The 14,787-nt window shown below is 59.5% G+C and carries 15 protein-coding genes; 8 read left to right on the top strand and 7 right to left on the bottom strand.

Going from position 1 to position 14,787, the window contains the following annotated elements; all coding sequences use genetic code 11:
- Positions 1-63 precede the first annotated feature (63 nt).
- Both ACOZK9_RS15105 and ACOZK9_RS15100 read left to right on the top strand, forming a co-directional pair.
- On the top strand, positions 64-963 hold the full coding sequence (locus ACOZK9_RS15105) for a DMT family transporter (protein ID WP_152746956.1): 900 nt from the start codon (positions 64-66) through the stop codon (positions 961-963).
- Between the two features lie 130 nt (positions 964-1,093).
- The gene (locus ACOZK9_RS15100; protein WP_031319816.1) at positions 1,094-1,423 is read left to right on the top strand and encodes a YXWGXW repeat-containing protein; all 330 of its coding nucleotides are present in this window, start codon (positions 1,094-1,096) and stop codon (positions 1,421-1,423) included.
- A gap of 7 nt (positions 1,424-1,430) precedes the next feature.
- Here the strand turns inward: ACOZK9_RS15100 and ACOZK9_RS15095 are convergent, their stop codons facing one another.
- From ACOZK9_RS15095 to ACOZK9_RS15085, 3 genes are all read right to left on the bottom strand, one after another.
- Positions 1,431-1,775: a hypothetical protein gene (locus ACOZK9_RS15095; protein ID WP_152750896.1), complete on the bottom strand. Its 345-nt coding sequence runs from the start codon at positions 1,773-1,775 to the stop codon at positions 1,431-1,433.
- A 100-nt stretch (positions 1,776-1,875) separates the two neighbouring features.
- A complete protein-coding gene (locus ACOZK9_RS15090; RefSeq protein ID WP_152750866.1) occupies positions 1,876-2,271 on the bottom strand; it encodes a PIN domain-containing protein in 396 nt (131 codons plus the stop codon).
- Positions 2,268-2,582, bottom strand: coding sequence for an AbrB/MazE/SpoVT family DNA-binding domain-containing protein (locus ACOZK9_RS15085; protein WP_172979919.1), 315 nt, complete (start codon positions 2,580-2,582; stop codon positions 2,268-2,270). Before ACOZK9_RS15085 ends, ACOZK9_RS15090 begins: the two co-directional genes overlap by 4 nt.
- A 98-nt stretch (positions 2,583-2,680) precedes the next feature.
- Here ACOZK9_RS15085 and ACOZK9_RS15080 point away from each other — a divergent pair, with 98 nt between their 5' ends.
- On the top strand, positions 2,681-3,073 hold the full coding sequence (locus ACOZK9_RS15080) for a RidA family protein (protein WP_152746955.1): 393 nt from the start codon (positions 2,681-2,683) through the stop codon (positions 3,071-3,073).
- Between the two features lie 15 nt (positions 3,074-3,088).
- On the opposite strand, the gene ppnN is transcribed toward ACOZK9_RS15080, so the two are convergent.
- Both ppnN and ACOZK9_RS15070 read right to left on the bottom strand, forming a co-directional pair.
- A complete protein-coding gene (ppnN, locus tag ACOZK9_RS15075; RefSeq protein ID WP_122251407.1) occupies positions 3,089-4,462 on the bottom strand; it encodes a nucleotide 5'-monophosphate nucleosidase PpnN in 1,374 nt (457 codons plus the stop codon).
- Between the two features lie 149 nt (positions 4,463-4,611).
- Positions 4,612-5,436 carry an aspartyl/asparaginyl beta-hydroxylase domain-containing protein gene (locus tag ACOZK9_RS15070; protein WP_152750864.1) on the bottom strand — a complete coding sequence of 275 codons (825 nt, stop codon included), beginning with the start codon at positions 5,434-5,436 and terminating at the stop codon, positions 4,612-4,614.
- Positions 5,437-5,709: 273 nt separating this feature from the next.
- Here ACOZK9_RS15070 and fabV point away from each other — a divergent pair, with 273 nt between their 5' ends.
- Complete coding sequence (gene fabV, locus ACOZK9_RS15065) at positions 5,710-6,903, top strand: enoyl-ACP reductase FabV (protein ID WP_058414726.1); 1,194 nt, start codon at positions 5,710-5,712, stop codon at positions 6,901-6,903.
- A gap of 258 nt (positions 6,904-7,161) precedes the next feature.
- Positions 7,162-7,785: an HAD family hydrolase gene (locus ACOZK9_RS15060; RefSeq protein WP_152751501.1), complete on the top strand. Its 624-nt coding sequence runs from the start codon at positions 7,162-7,164 to the stop codon at positions 7,783-7,785.
- On the opposite strand, the gene ACOZK9_RS15055 is transcribed toward ACOZK9_RS15060, so the two are convergent.
- Positions 7,782-8,687: a LysR family transcriptional regulator gene (locus ACOZK9_RS15055; protein ID WP_058414724.1), complete on the bottom strand. Its 906-nt coding sequence runs from the start codon at positions 8,685-8,687 to the stop codon at positions 7,782-7,784. The two genes, ACOZK9_RS15060 and ACOZK9_RS15055, sit on opposite strands and share 4 nt — an antisense overlap.
- Positions 8,688-8,790: 103 nt before the next feature.
- Between ACOZK9_RS15055 and ACOZK9_RS15050 the strand changes: the two genes are divergently transcribed.
- Complete coding sequence (locus ACOZK9_RS15050; RefSeq protein ID WP_152751499.1) at positions 8,791-9,960, top strand: aspartate aminotransferase family protein; 1,170 nt, start codon at positions 8,791-8,793, stop codon at positions 9,958-9,960.
- Positions 9,961-10,716: 756 nt separating this feature from the next.
- Here the strand turns inward: ACOZK9_RS15050 and punR are convergent.
- Positions 10,717-11,631: a DNA-binding transcriptional activator PunR gene (gene punR, locus ACOZK9_RS15045; protein WP_152751497.1), complete on the bottom strand. Its 915-nt coding sequence runs from the start codon at positions 11,629-11,631 to the stop codon at positions 10,717-10,719.
- 122 nt (positions 11,632-11,753) lie between these two features.
- Between punR and punC the strand changes: the two genes are divergently transcribed.
- Positions 11,754-12,938, top strand: coding sequence for a purine nucleoside transporter PunC (gene punC, locus ACOZK9_RS15040; protein WP_152751495.1), 1,185 nt, complete (start codon positions 11,754-11,756; stop codon positions 12,936-12,938).
- A gap of 105 nt (positions 12,939-13,043) precedes the next feature.
- Positions 13,044-14,546, top strand: a complete 1,503-nt coding sequence (locus ACOZK9_RS15035; protein WP_152751493.1) for a nucleobase:cation symporter-2 family protein — start codon at positions 13,044-13,046, stop codon at positions 14,544-14,546.
- Positions 14,547-14,787 lie beyond the last annotated feature (241 nt).

Genomic DNA, 14,787 nt, shown 5'->3' with positions numbered 1-14,787 from the left:
TCAATATACACAAGCATGCGCGGCCCTTAGCTTCTCAGTCAACACACACTGGCTGGAGGATTCATGAGGCGATCAACCCTGGGGCTGTTGCTGCTGCAAGCGGCATTTGTGCTGTCGTGGAGCTCCGGCTACATCGGCGCCAAGCTGGGCACGCAAGGCGGCGACGCGTTTAACCTGCTGTTCTGGCGGTTCCTGTTGGTCTCGTTGTGCCTGGGGTTATTTTTGAATGTGCGGCTGCTGAACATTTCTTGGGCGCAGGTTCGCCATTACGCCGTCATCGGTTTCCTGTCGCAGTTTCTGTACCTGAGTTGCCTGTACGTGGCGATTCAAAATGGTTTACCACCGGGCATCGCCGCGATCATTGCGGCCTTGCAGCCGTTGATGACGGCGGCGTTGTCGACCGGCAGTTCGGCGGAGCGCAGTGGCGGCTGGCAATGGGCAGGGTTGGTGGTCAGTTTTATCGGCGTGTCGATCGTTATCGCCGGCCAATACGGGAGCGGTGGCGCAGGCGTCAGTTTGATCATGTACTTGTTGCCAGTGGCCGCGGCGCTGGGGCTGACAATGGCGACCTTGTATGAGCGTCGCTCGGTACACGTTCAGGACGCTGGCCTGGTACTGCCGCTGTTCATCCAATCGATGTGGACGTTGCTCGGCTTCACCGCGGCGGTGTTGTACACCGGCACGCTGAGCATTCCGCATGATTCGGACGTGCTGATCTCAATCGTCTGGCTGACAGTGTTTTCCACCTTTGTTGCCTACTTGAGCCTGTGGATGTTGCTGCGGGTGATGACCGCGACCCGCGTAGCCGCGCTGGTCTATCTGGAACCACCGGTCACACTGGTGTGGGCAGCGTTGATGTTTGGCGATGTGATTTACCCCTCAACTTACGCAGGTATCGCGGTTGTGGTGTCGGGGCTGATTCTGCTGCGCCTGAAGCGACCGACCGTCGTGTGCGCCTCTTGAGGCACGCCGCTTCAGCAACCTGACAGATACCACCTGTTACAAATAACTCAGAGCCAAGCAGGAGCGAGGCTGCAACAGGGGGCTTTTTTTACGGATTTATTCGTTGGGCGGTCACGCCCGAGGGTTTTGTATGTTGCTACGTTATGCAGCAATGGCGGCAGTAGTCGTCGCAGCGTCCGGGTGTGTACAAGAACGTGTGGTGCATGAGCGCGGGCCTGTGCAGCGTGAGTATGTAGAAGTCGTGGCGCCGCAACCGCCGCCAGTCCAGGTAATCGAAGTAGAACCGGCTGCGCGCTACGGTTATGTGTGGTCGCGCGGTTACTGGCGTTGGGAAGGCGGGCGTTACGTAGCGGTGCATGGGCATTGGGAAGCGGTACGCGAGGGCTACCGTTATGTGCACCCGCACTGGGTGCAGCGTAATGACGGTTACCACTGGCAGGGTGGTGGCTGGGTTCGCTGAGGCGTGATCAGGTTGGCTTTTTAGTGCCTAACAGCCGAACCTCGCGCAACAGCGCGGCGCCGAGCTGATCGTTGCCCAGTTCCTTGTAGCCCACGGCTTTGATGTCACCGTTTTCTTCCGCCTGGATGATGATCACCGGCGTCTCTTTGCCGGTGGCTTCATCCACATGCAAGGCGTACTGCGGTATGTCCAGCTTGATCGGCGTACCCGCCGCCTTGCCTTTTACGTTGATCAGGAACGCCGCGCAGCCTGTGTCTACATCGGTGCTGGTGGCGGGCCGGCCGCTGACGAAGCAGGTGTTCGGCAGGTCGGGCCAGGCGATGGTGTCGGCAACGGCCACCGCGCAGGCCATGCTCAAGGTAGCGAGAAGAAACATGCGCACGTGAGTGTGTCTCTCGATCAAGGTTGAACGCGGTTTTTACCAAAGCCTGAGCGTCGTCGCAATGCCGTGCTCAGGCCAGTTGCTTCATACCGGCTGCCTTGACGGCGTTGAGGTCAAAGGTGGCGGTGTATTTACAGCCTGCCGCGTGCGCGCACCGTTCTATCAGGCAATCGGCAAAATCAGCTTTGTTCGCGGTGAACCGTCGCAGGGCCTGCCAGATGATCTCGGCATGCTCGATGGTCAGTTCGCGGGTGCGCAACAGGGTTTCCAGCACGGCCACCACCTCGCTCTTGGCGCACTGGTAGCAGCTTTGCAGAACCCACACCAGTTCAACCACAGACACCAGGCTGACAAATCCCGGCGACAGTTGGGTGAGCGATTCGATCAACTCGGACGCTTTGGGCGATTGAACCGGATCGTCCTGAGTGACATAGCGCACCAGCACATTGGTATCCAGGCCGATCATCGCGCATTTGCTGCTTGGGCCGCGATGGCGCGGTTCATGTCTTCAATCGATACGGCCCTGGCGGGCTTTCGGATCAGGCCCTTGAGGTCATGCACGGTATTACTGGCTGCGATGATCGAAAAGGTGCCGTCCTCCATTTCGACGAACTCAACGCGGTCGCCGGTTTCCAGGCCCAAGGCAGTTCTGACCTGAACGGGAATGGTGATTTGCCCTTTTGAGGTCAGTGTGGCGGTTGCCATATTAAAAATCTCCTTCGTGATACTCCTTACCTTAGGGTAAGGCATTATCGAGGGCAAGGTCCGTTGGTCCATAGGTCGCTCTTCTGGTGTGGGTGAGTAGGAACAGGTAAAACCTTAGCCTGACTTAGCCCACCTACACGGCCGAAAACGCCCGCAATGAGATACAGCATATGACTGATCGCCAGCTCATCATCCCGCCCTCCATGCACACCATCGTCGAACGCGCCGGCTATGTGCCCGCGGTCAAAGTCGGCAAAACCCTTTACTGCGCAGGGCAAGTCGGGCGTACGCCGGAATTGGCGGTGATCGAAAACCCCGAAGCGCAGTTCATCGCCGCTTGGGCGAACCTGCGTCAGGTATTGGAGGAGGGTGGTTGCAGCTTCGAGGATGTGGTGGACATGACCACGTACCACGTGAACATGCACGAGCACATGGCGGTTTTTCGTGAGGTGAAAAACCGCCTGTTCCCGCGTGGGCACTGCGCCTGGACGACCATTGGCGTGTCAGAACTGGCGCATCCCGGTTTGCTGGTGGAAATCAAATGTGTGGCAGTGCAGCGTTAGCTCAGTGAGCCCTGTTTACTGAACCACGCGATAACACGGCACATACGCCGCGCCGCCCGGCAACTTCATGCGGTGTTGGGCGACAAACGCCTGTAGCAGCTCGTCCAGCGGTTTCATGATGGCCGGGTCGCCCTGGATTTCGTACGGGCCGTGCTCTTCGATCAGGCGGATGCCCTTGTCCTTGACGTTACCGGCCACGATGCCCGAAAACGCGCGGCGCAGGTTGGCGGCGAGTTCGTGGGGCGGCAGCGCGTGGCTCAGTTGCAGGCTGGCCATGTTGGCGTGGGTCGGATCGAACGGGCGCTGGAAGCCTTCGTCGATCTTCAGCAGCCAGTTGAAGTGGAACGCATCGTTGCGCTCGCGGCGGAACTGCTTCACCGCCTTGAGGCCTGCGGTCATTTGGCGGGCCACTTCGGCCGGGTCGTCGATGATGATCTGGTAGTGTGCCTGCGCCGCTTCGCCGAGGGTGGCGCCGACGAATGCGTGCAGTTGTTGCAGATATGGCGCCGCGTGTTGCGGCCCGGTGAGCACGACCGGGAACGGCACGTCGCGGTTGTCCGGGTGCATCAGGATGCCCAGCAGGTACAGGAACTCTTCCGCCGTGCCCGCGCCACCCGGGAAGATGATGATGCCGTGGCCGACGCGCACGAAAGCTTCCAGACGTTTTTCGATGTCCGGCAAAATCACCAGCTCGTTAACGATAGGGTTCGGTGCTTCGGCGGCAATGATGCCCGGCTCGGTCAGGCCGAGGTAGCGCCCGCCGGTGATGCGTTGTTTGGCGTGGGAAATGGTCGCGCCTTTCATCGGACCTTTCATCACGCCAGGGCCGCAACCGGTGCACACGTCAAGGCTGCGCAGGCCCAGTTCGTGGCCGACTTTTTTGGTGTATTTGTATTCTTCGGTATTGATCGAGTGCCCGCCCCAGCACACCACGATTTTTGGCTCGACGCCCGGGCGTAACGTACGGGCATTGCGCAACAGGTGGAACACGTAGTCGGTGATGCCTTGCGAGTCGCTCAGGTCGATGCGCTGGCTGCCCAGTTCGTTCTCGGTGTAGACGATGTCGCGCAGGGCGCTGAAGAGCATTTCACGCGTGCTGGCGATCATTTCGCCATCGACGAACGCGTCGGCCGGCGCATTCAACAGTTCCAGGCGCACGCCGCGGTCCTGTTGATGGATACGCACTTCAAAGTCTTTGTAGGCGTCGAGGATGGTCTTGGCGTTGTCGATATGCGCGCCGGTGTTGAGGATGGCCAGGGCGCACTGGCGGAACAAGGTGTAGATGCTGCCGCTGCCGGCTTCACTCAGTTGCTGCACTTCACGTTGGGACAGGGTTTCGAGGCTGCCCTTGGGGCTGACGGAGGCATTGATGACTTGACGTTGAGGCATTCTGATTCCTTGAAAGCACAGCCATCGCAACCGCCACGGGCGGCGATGGCTTGAGAATGGTGAGCGCCGAACCCGGTCGCACGAGACGGTTATTTTGGCAGGCGTGTGGCCATGCGCAAACACCGTCAAGCACCATCATGCCGCAGAAGTTACTGAATCAGCTTCCAGTTTTTGTAGAAAACCCGACGCAGGGTAAAGACCAGCCCGGCAAAACCCGCGATCACGGCGTTGAGCACCCTCGGCAGCGGGGTCGGCCGCACAATATCAATGAACAGGCAGTAACGCTTTGCGTCGTTTTTGTTGAATGACGCGTGCATCAGCGTGTCATCGAAAATAAACAGCGGGTCGTCGTGCCAGTAGTGCTTGTGCTTGCCCACCTGAATGTAAACGCCCTCGTGGTGAGGCGCTGGCGCCATGTTGTAGAGCACGCGAAACATCATGCGCAGCGGGCCGAAGTGGAAAGACGTTGAGCGGTTTTCGTTGAATACCGACACACCGATGGTCTTCACAAACGGCAGTTTCTTACGCAGTTGCGGGATGTCCAGGGCCGTTTCGATCGGGCGGCCGTACCACTGGAAAAACAGCATGCCGCGCTTCTTCTCGGCCATGCGTTCATCCAGGTAGCTGATGATTTGATCTTTGTTGGCCATCGCGTCGTCGATCACCTGTTGCAGGTCTTCGCGCCAGGCGGGCGGCAGGTCGTGCAGGGTATAGACGTAGCGGTTGCGGCTGCTCAGCAGGTCGAACAAGGTGTTGAACGGCGCCAATATCCACGTATTACGCCCGTTGCCGATGAAGTACTTCTTGAGGGTGTCGCGGTCGTACAGGCCGTTGCGCAAGAAATCATAAACACCGCAGATCAGCACCAGCAGCACAAATACCAAACTCGTTCGGGGGAAGCAGTAGATGAACAGCAGAACCCCCAGCACCCAGGCGGCTGAGACGAGTTTTTTTTGAACAGCACTTTTGCTCATGAAGCGTGGCTCCGGGCTTGAAACAAATTGAAACACTGTTGCCATGATAATGGGTTATGGCGGCGGCAGGCGTTTTAAATAGTACGAGTTTGTGACACGCGGACACAGTTTTCACCGCGCTGGGCAGCCTGTCCCGCGTTTTTTTGATTGGATTTTGTAAACGCAAGATTTGCGACTATCGTGACGCTTCGGTTTTTCAGGCGTCATAGACCGGTACGATTAAGTTGAATGGCCACCATTGGCCTTCGGCACCTTGGAAGAGGCAGAAATTTTATGATCATCAAACCGCGGGTTCGTGGCTTCATCTGTGTGACCGCTCACCCTGTTGGCTGTGAAGCGAACGTCAAGCAACAGATCGACTACGTAACCCAGCACGGCGCCATCGAAGGCGGCCCAAAGAAGGTGCTGGTCCTCGGCGCTTCCACCGGTTACGGCCTGGCTGCGCGCATCAGTGCTGCGTTTGGCAGCAACGCCGATACCTTGGGCGTGTTTTTTGAGAAAGAAGGCGAAGAAGGCAAGTTGAGCTCCGCCGGCTGGTACAACAGCGCCGCGTTCGAGAAGTTTGCGGTCGAAAAGGGCCTGTACGCCAAGAGCATCAACGGCGACGCGTTCTCTGCCGAGATCAAGCGCCTGACCATCGAAACCATCAAGAAAGACCTGGGTAAAATCGACTTGGTGGTCTACAGCCTGGCCGCGCCACGCCGTACCGATCCGCAAGGCGTGGTGCACACCTCCACGCTCAAGCCAATCGGCAAGGCCGTGACCCTGCGCGGTATCAACACCGACAAAGGCGTGGTGGTCGACACCACCCTTGAGCCTGCCACCCAGGAAGAAATAGACGGCACCGTGAAGGTCATGGGCGGCGAAGACTGGCAGCTGTGGATCGACGCCCTGCGTGACGCCGATGTGCTGGCCGAAGGCGCCAAGACCACCGCGTTCACCTACCTGGGTGAAAAGCTGACCCAGGATATTTACTGGAACGGCTCCATCGGCGAAGCCAAAAAAGACCTCGACAAAAAAGTCCTGACCCTGCGCGACAACCTCGCCGCACTCAAGGGCGACGCCCGTGTGTCGGTGCTCAAGGCAGTGGTGACGCAGGCCAGTTCGGCCATCCCGATCATGCCTCTGTACCTGTCGCTGTTGTTCAAAGTGATGAAAGAGCAGGGCACCCACGAAGGTTGCATCGAGCAGGTTTACGGCCTGTTCAAAGACAGCCTGTACGGCAGCGAGCCGAAGCTTGATGGTGAAGGCCGCCTGCGCGCCGACTTGGCCGAGCTGGAGCCGAAGGTCCAGGACGCTGTAGCGGCGCTGTGGAACCAGGTCACCGATGACAACGTCAACGAGATCAGCGATTTTGCCGGTTACAAGGCTGAGTTCCTGCGCTTGTTCGGCTTTGAAATCGATGGCGTGGACTACGAAGCTGATGTGAACCCGACCGTGAAGATCAATGGCCTGATCCAGGCCTGATCACGCTCCCAAAATGCACTCGCTGGTTTGCCTGGCAGCGAGCTTGTGTGGGAGCCGGGCTTGCTCGCGATAGCAGCACTGTGGTGTGACTGACCCACCGCAGTGGCTGTATCGCAGGCAAACCAGCGCCCACACAGGCCAGCTTCTGCATTTGACCTGCGCTTTTATCCGAACCCTCCTACACGCCATCGCGCTCCCGCCCGCCCTCACAATCTGCCAGACTCCTTGCGCTATCAAGCCACGCTAACGGAGGATCTGATGACGATTCGTGCAGTAGTTTTTGATTTCGGCGGTGTCCTGTTCGACTGGAACCCGCACCACCTGTACCGCCAGCTGATTCCCGACGACCATGCGCGGCAGCACTTTCTCGACACTATTTGCACCCAAGCCTGGAACACCGAGCAGGACGCGGGCCGCAGCCTGGCTGAAGGCACTCGCCACCTGATTGAGCAATACCCGCAACATGAACACCTGATCCAGGCGTATTACGACCGTTGGCACGAGATGCTGCGTGGCGCGTTGCCGGAAGGCGTGGCGATCCTTGAAGCCTTGCATCAGGCCAATATGCCGCTGTTCGGGCTGACTAACTGGTCGGCGGAAACCTTCCCCTATGCGCGAGCCAATTATCCGTTCCTGCAGTATCTGCGCGATATTGTGGTGTCGGGCGAGTTGAAGCTGATCAAGCCGGATGCGGCGATCTACCACGCCAGCCTCAGCCAGGTGCGCGCCCATCTGCCGGATATTCAGCCCGGTGAAGTGGTGTTTATCGATGATGTCGCCGGCAATATCGACGCGGCCGTCGCCCTCGGTTGGCAGGGCATTCACCACGTGTCGGCCGAGCGCACTGCGGCGCGCCTGCGGGGGTTGGGCGTGGCCTTCTAGCGCGCCCACTTTTCCATGGCGAAATCGACGAAGGCGCGCAGCTTGGGCAGGCGGTAACGGTCCTGGCGGTAGAGCAGGTGCATGGGGCGGCTGGACAGTTGATAGTGGGTCAGCAAGGCGACCAGCTTGCCGCTCGCAAGGTCCGGTTGCACCAACGCGTCGGCGAGCATGATGATGCCCATGCCGTTTACGGCCGCCTGACGCAAGCCTTGCGAGCTGTTGATGGTCAATGTGCCAGACACCGGAATTTCCACCTCGCCTGCCTCGCCGGTCATGCGCCAGAGTTTGTCGGTATCGCGCCAGTTGTCGGTCGCCGGGTAGGCGAACGCCAGGCAGTCGTGCTGTCGCAGATCATCCGGCGTCTGTGGCGTGCCACGTCGCGCCAGGTATTCAGGTGACGCGCAGAGGGTGAGGGTGTAGGCCTGCATGGGCCTGGCGATCAGGCTGGAGGTTTCCAGTTCGCCAAGACGGATCGCCACGTCGAAGCCGCTGTCGACCAAGTCCATCCGCTCATTGCTCAGCACCACGTAGAGGTTGATCAGCGGGTAGCGCCGGGAAAATTCGCTCAAGGCCGGTGCCAGGCGTTCGGTGCCGAACACCGGTGGCGCGGTGATGCGCAGGCTGCCTTTGGGGATTTCGCTGTGGGCCTGCTCTGCCAGCAGCTCGGAGTCGGCGACCAGCCCCAGCACTTCCAGGCAGCGCTGGTAATACTGCCCGCCAAATTCTGTGAGGCTCTGTTTGCGCGTGGTGCGTTTGAGCAGGCTGACCCCCAAGCGTTGCTCCAGGGCACGCAAGTGGTTGCCGACCATGGTCGTTGACATCCCGCACTCCTGCGCGGCGGCCGTCATGCTGCCGGTCTCCACCACTTTCACGTACACCGACATTGCCTGGAACAGATCCATTATCAAGCCTTGGTTTAAAGTCATTGCAGAAATTCTGAGTTTATCCATCTCAAGTGGCTAACGATACTGCAGTCATCCCAACGATGCACTGGAGCTTGCCACCATGACTGCCGCCTGCCTGATGACCACGTATCAACCCTTGGCCCTGAGTTTTGTTCGTGGCTTGGGCACGCGCCTGTGGGACCAGCAAGGCCGTGAATACCTCGACGCGGTCGCCGGTGTGGCGGTAACCAATGTCGGGCATTCGCACCCCAAACTGGTGGCGGTGATCAGTCAACAGGCGGGCTTGTTGTTGCACACTTCCAACCTCTACAGCATCGACTGGCAACAGCGGTTGGCTGAGCGCTTGACGCAGTTGTCCGGCCTGGACCGTGCATTTTTCAACAACTCGGGTGCCGAAGCCAACGAGACGGCGCTGAAGTTGGCGCGGCTGCATGGCTGGAAAAAAGGCATTGAAGCGCCGTTGGTGGTGGTGATGGACAACGCCTTTCACGGGCGCACCCTCGGCACCATGGCGGCCAGCGACGGACCTTCGGTGCGGTTGGGTTTCCAGCGTTTGCCGGGGGATTACCTCAAGGTGGCGTTTGGTGACATGGAGGCGCTGGAAGCCGTCACTCAAGCGTTTGGCGCGCGCATTGCGGCGGTGCTGCTCGAGCCAATCCAGGGTGAAAGTGGCGTGTTACCGGCGCCACCCGGCTACTTGAAAGCCCTGCGCGATCACTGCACGCGCCACGGCTGGCTGATGATGCTCGATGAGATACAAACCGGCATTGGCCGTACCGGCACCTGGTTTGCCTTTCAGCACGAAGGCATCGTGCCCGACGTGATGACCCTGGCCAAAGGCCTCGGCAATGGCGTGCCCATCGGCGCCTGCCTGGCGCGTGCCACGGTCGCGCGGTTGTTTACGCCGGGCAGCCACGGCAGCACGTTTGGCGGCAACCCATTGGCCTGCCGCGTGGGTTGCACGGTGCTGGACATCATCGAAGAGCAGGGCTTGCTGCAGAATGCCGCGCGGCAGGGCTCGCACCTGCTGGCGCGGTTACGTGTTGAGCTGAGCGAACACCCGCAAGTATTGGCGATTCGCGGCCAGGGTTTGATGATCGGTATTGAACTGGCCAGCCCTTACCGCGACCTGGCCCTGCGAGCGGCGCAAGAACACGGCGTACTGATCAACGTGACGCGGGGCAAGATCATCCGCCTGCTGCCGCCGCTGACGCTGGATGCAAAAGAGGTCGAGATGATCGTGCGCGCCATCACCCGTCTACTGGACTGAAAAGCGATCAAAATGTGGGAGAGGGCTTGCTCCCGATGGCGGTGTGGCAGCCACTGTATTGGCTGACTGACATATTGTCATCGGGAGCAAGCCCCCTCCCACAGAGATCTTTCAGACTCAGCCATTCCTGGTGCAGAGCCTCAATCCCGCCCGCTGGCCTGAAGGATTGAAAAGCGATCAAAAGGTAGGAGGGGGCTTGCTCCCGATAGCGGTGTGGCAGTCGCTGCATTGGTTGACTGACACATTGTCATCGGGAGCAAGCCCCCTCCCACAGGGATCTTTCCGACTCAGCCATTCCTGGTGCAGAGCCTCAATCCCGCCCGCTGGCCTGCAGGATTGAAAGGCGATCAAAAGGTGGGAGGGGGCTTGCTCCCGATAGCGGTATGCCAGTCACTGTATTGGCTGACTGACACACATTGATCCCATCTTCACAGGGCAGGTCCATTCAGCCATTCCTGGTGCAGAGCCTCAATCCCGCCCGCTGGCCTGAAGGATTGAAAAGCGATCAAAATGTGGGAGGGGGCTTGCTCCCGATTGCGGTGTGGCAGCCACTGAAGTGGTTGACTGACACATTGTCATCGGGAGCAAGCCCCCTCCCACAGGGATCTTTCCGACTCAGCCATTCTTGGTGCAGTGCCTCGATCCCGCCCACCCGCCTGCAGGATTGAAAAGCGATCAAAAGGTGGGAGGGGGCTTGCTCCCGATGGCGGTGTGCCAGCCACTATATTGGCTGACTGAAACACATTGCTCTCATCTTCACAGGGCAGGTCCATTCAGCCATTCCTGGTTCAGGGTGTCGGTATCGCCCAAGTACTCCAGCAACCAGGCCATGGCCGGGGACAGTTTGTTCTGTGCCCACGCCACGCATGACGGGCTGGCCGGGAACGGCCGGCTCAATTGCAGCGCCACCAACTCGCCGCGTTCTATCCACGGCAACACCTTATGCGCAGGCGCCATGCCGACGCACAGGCCGTCGCGCAGGCAATCAATCGCCGACGCCCAGTTGGGCACCACCAGCCGGCGCTGGTTGTCCAGGGTCCAAGTGTCTCGTTTGGGCAGGTTGCGTGAGGTGTCGGTCATGCACAGCGAGGCGAACGGGCGCAGTTGGTCGTCATTCAGCAAGCCCTCTATCGCCGCCAGCGGATGTTTCGCACTGACCACACACAGCCAATTCAGCAAGCCCATGTCACGAAACGTGAAGTGGCTGGCGACCGGCACCGCGCTGGTGGCGCCGATGACGATGTCGGTGCGTTCATCCGCCAGGGCGTCCCACACGCCGTTGTACACCTCGTATTCCAGCAGCAGTTCCACCTCGGGAAACTGCCGATAAAAATCCAGCACCAACTGCCGACAGCGCTGCGGTTTGACGATGGAGTCCACGGCCACTTTCAACTGGCCGCTCCAACCATTTGCCACCTGTTGGCATAAGCGCCGTGCGCCGAGCATTTTTTTCATCACGCCGCGGGCCTCGTCTATAAACAGCCGGCCGGCAGGTGTCAGTTCGACGTCGCGATGCCTGCGCACAAACAGCGGCACGGCCAGCCATTCCTCAAGCTGACGCACCGTATAGCTGATGGCCGACGGCACGCGGTGCAGTTCCTGGGCGGCCGCGCTGAAGCTGCCATGGCGCGCCACCGCATCAACCACATCCAGTGAGTATTCGGACCACATTGCGTGTGCCTTCAAAATATTTGATAAGAGTGTCCAATTATTATCGCTTCACAGCAAAAATGTCAGCTTCATAATGGGCGCTAGTCAGCAAATAGTTTGATGGCAAAATTCACAAGGCTTCAATGAAAAATTCTTTTGGTTTTACCTGGTATTTGGCTGGGCTGAGCATGCTCGGTTATCTGGCCATGGACATGTACTTGCCCGCGTTCGGCGCCATGGGCGAGCAGTTGCAGATCAGTGCGAGCGCCGTGGGCGCCAGCTTGAGTGTTTTCCTGGCAGGTTTTGCCGTGGGGCAGTTGGTGTGGGGGCCGTTATCCGACCGCCTGGGGCGCAAGCCGATCCTGCTGATGGGCCTGAGCCTGTTTGTGCTGGGCTGCTTGGGCATGTTCTGGGTCGAGACCGCGCCGCAACTGCTGGCATTGCGTTTTATCCAGGCGATTGGCGTGTGTTCCGCCGCCGTCAGTTGGCAAGCGTTGGTGATTGACCGCTACCCGGCCGACAAGGCCCATCGTGTGTTCGCCAGCATCATGCCGTTGATGTCGCTGTCGCCGGCGCTGGCCCCGTTACTGGGGGCGATGGTGTTGAATCACTTTGGCTGGCAAGCCATCTTCGGCGTGTTGCTGGGTGTGTCGCTGCTGTTGCTGCTCCCCACATTGTTCCTGCGCAAGATGCCCAAACCTCAGGCCCAACCGGGCGAAGCCACGCGCCTCGGTTACGCGCAGTTGCTGACCTCTCGCGTGTTCAGCGGCAATGTGATGATCTTCGCCGCATGCTCCGCTAGTTTCTTCGCCTGGCTGACCGCTTCGCCATTCATCCTGGGCGACATGGGTTACAGCCCGAACGACATCGGCCTGAGCTACGTGCTGCCGACCCTGGCCTTCTTGGTCGGCGGCTATAGCTGCCGCAGCGCGTTGCAGCATTACCAGGGCAAAACCCTGCTGCCGTGGTTACTGGTCGCCTATTGCATCAGCATGCTCGCGCTGTATTTGGTCGCCACGTTGAGCGTGCCGACCCTGACCACCTTGCTGATTCCGTTCTGTTTGATGGCCCTGGTCAACGGCGCCAGTTACCCCATCGTGGTGGCGAATGCGCTGATGCCGTTCGCGGAAAATTCCGGCAAGGCGGCGGCGTTGCAAAACACTCTGCAACTGGGCTTGTGCTTTCTCAGCAGCGCGTTGGTGTCGTCGATGATCGAGCAGCCGCTGCAGGTTACCGTGATCGTCATGCTGGCGACCGCGCCCCTGGCCGTGCTGGGTTACTGGCTGGCCCGGCCGCGGGCTGAGCGTTCCAAATGGGCACGCGCCTGAACTGAATAACTGGATCTTGTTCGATTGATTGTATACAACTATATGGACATTAAGTCTCAACATTGAATACAGTGAGGGCACAACAAAAACAGAGAACCCCTCACCATGACTATCCCGAAGGCGTCACCGCAGCGGCCGGAAGATGAGAATCTGGGCATCGCCGCCAACCTGGCTTACGGTCTGCAACATGTGCTCACCATGTACGGCGGCATCGTTGCCGTGCCGTTGATCGTCGGCCAGGCGGCCGGGTTGGCGCCGGCGGATATTGGCCTGTTGATTGCGGCGTCACTGTTTGCCGGTGGCCTGGCGACGTTGCTGCAAACCCTTGGCCTGCCGTTTTTTGGCTGCCAGTTGCCGCTGGTGCAGGGCGTGTCGTTTGCGGGCGTGGCGACCATGGTGGCGATTGTCGGCAACGATGGCGCCGGTGGGCTGCCGGTGATTTTCGGCGCGGTGGTGGCCGCGTCTTTTATCGGGCTGTTGATTACGCCGGTGTGCTCGCGGATTACCCAATTTTTTCCGCCGTTGGTGACCGGTATCGTGATCACCACCATCGGCTTGACCCTGATGCCCGTGGCAGCGCGTTGGGCGATGGGCGGCAACAGCCGCGCCGCGGACTTTGGCAGCATGGCCAATATCGGCCTGGCCGCACTGACCCTGGTGCTGGTTTTGCTGCTGAGCAAGATCGGCAGCGCGAGCATTTCGCGTTTGTCGATCTTGCTGGCCATGGTGATCGGCACCGTGATCGCGGTGTTGCTTGGCATGGCGGATTTCTCCGGTGTGGCTCAAGGGCCGATGTTGGGTTTCCCGGCACCCTTTCATTTCGGCGTGCCCACCTTCCATGCGGCGGCGATCATTTCCATGTGCATCGTGGTGATGGTGACGCTGGTCGAAACCTCGGCGGACATTCTGGCGGTGGGCGAGATCATCCACACCAAAGTCGACTCCAAACGCTTGGGCAACGGCTTGCGCGCCGACATGCTGTCGAGCCTGTTCGCGCCGATTTTCGGGTCGTTCACCCAGAGCGCGTTCGCCCAAAACGTTGGATTGGTGGCGGTGACGGGTGTAAAGAGCCGGTTTGTGGTGGCGACCGGCGGGGTGTTCCTGGTGGTTCTTGGCCTGCTGCCTTTCATGGGGCGGGTGATTGCGGCAGTGCCCACATCGGTGCTGGGTGGTGCCGGTATTGTGCTGTTCGGCACGGTGGCGGCCAGCGGCATTCGCACGTTGTCGAAGGTCGATTACCGCAACAACATGAACCTGATCATTGTTGCGACGAGCATTGGTTTTGGCATGATTCCTATTGCTGCACCGAATTTTTACGATCACTTTCCAGGGTGGTTCGCGACCATTTTCCACTCGGGTATCAGTTCATCGGCGATTATGGCGATTGTGCTGAACCTGGCGTTTAACCACTTTACCGTGGGCAATTCGGATCAGCAGTCGGTGTTTGTGGCGGGGACTGAGCGCAGCTTGTGCTTCCACGATGTGGCGGCGTTGCGGGACGGGGATTACTTCAGCGGGGGAAAGTTGTTTGACGCTGAAGGTAATGAGATTCCTCTGATCGCAGACGTGCCGCGCAAAACTGCAAGGCCTGAAGCCACTGAGGTTTGAACGGTGGGTTGCCCACGAACCCGGACTAACATACGCAGCAGATTTGCTTTCTGTGGGAGCGGGCTTGCTCCCGATGCAGGCGCCTCGGACCCTCAGGCATACCCAGTTGATGCCATCGCGAGCAAGCCCGCTTGTATGGTTAGACTTGTAGGGGTGGTGGGACTAAAAGCCAGCATCTGACTCTAGCCAGTACAGACCGTGGGAGACTTCGCCCCACCCCTTCACCCAAAACGCCGATAAG

It is taken from the genome of Pseudomonas kitaguniensis (assembly GCF_049199985.1).
In the GTDB taxonomy this organism is placed as follows: domain Bacteria; phylum Pseudomonadota; class Gammaproteobacteria; order Pseudomonadales; family Pseudomonadaceae; genus Aquipseudomonas; species Aquipseudomonas kitaguniensis.
The sequence above is the reverse complement of the archived record's forward strand: the minus strand, read 5'-3'. Positions and strand labels throughout refer to the sequence as shown.

Excerpts from the sequence above, each read along its gene's own strand:
- punC (WP_152751495.1), top strand. The coding sequence starts at position 11,754 with ATGAAAAATTCTTTTGGTTTTACCTGGTATTTGGCTGGGCTGAGCATG.
- ACOZK9_RS15085 (WP_172979919.1), bottom strand. The coding sequence starts at position 2,582 with ATGGACCAACGGACCTTGCCCTCGATAATGCCTTACCCTAAGGTAAGG.
- ACOZK9_RS15080 (WP_152746955.1), top strand. The coding sequence starts at position 2,681 with ATGACTGATCGCCAGCTCATCATCCCGCCCTCCATGCACACCATCGTC.
- ACOZK9_RS15095 (WP_152750896.1), bottom strand. The coding sequence starts at position 1,775 with ATGGCCTGCGCGGTGGCCGTTGCCGACACCATCGCCTGGCCCGACCTG.
- ACOZK9_RS15050 (WP_152751499.1), top strand. The coding sequence starts at position 8,791 with ATGACTGCCGCCTGCCTGATGACCACGTATCAACCCTTGGCCCTGAGT.
- ACOZK9_RS15060 (WP_152751501.1), top strand. The coding sequence starts at position 7,162 with ATGACGATTCGTGCAGTAGTTTTTGATTTCGGCGGTGTCCTGTTCGAC.
- punR (WP_152751497.1), bottom strand. The coding sequence starts at position 11,631 with ATGTGGTCCGAATACTCACTGGATGTGGTTGATGCGGTGGCGCGCCAT.
- ACOZK9_RS15055 (WP_058414724.1), bottom strand. The coding sequence starts at position 8,687 with ATGGATCTGTTCCAGGCAATGTCGGTGTACGTGAAAGTGGTGGAGACC.
- fabV (WP_058414726.1), top strand. The coding sequence starts at position 5,710 with ATGATCATCAAACCGCGGGTTCGTGGCTTCATCTGTGTGACCGCTCAC.
- ACOZK9_RS15070 (WP_152750864.1), bottom strand. The coding sequence starts at position 5,436 with ATGAGCAAAAGTGCTGTTCAAAAAAAACTCGTCTCAGCCGCCTGGGTG.
- ppnN (WP_122251407.1), bottom strand. The coding sequence starts at position 4,462 with ATGCCTCAACGTCAAGTCATCAATGCCTCCGTCAGCCCCAAGGGCAGC.
- ACOZK9_RS15100 (WP_031319816.1), top strand. The coding sequence starts at position 1,094 with ATGTTGCTACGTTATGCAGCAATGGCGGCAGTAGTCGTCGCAGCGTCC.
- ACOZK9_RS15035 (WP_152751493.1), top strand. The coding sequence starts at position 13,044 with ATGACTATCCCGAAGGCGTCACCGCAGCGGCCGGAAGATGAGAATCTG.
- ACOZK9_RS15105 (WP_152746956.1), top strand. The coding sequence starts at position 64 with ATGAGGCGATCAACCCTGGGGCTGTTGCTGCTGCAAGCGGCATTTGTG.
- ACOZK9_RS15090 (WP_152750866.1), bottom strand. The coding sequence starts at position 2,271 with ATGATCGGCCTGGATACCAATGTGCTGGTGCGCTATGTCACTCAGGAC.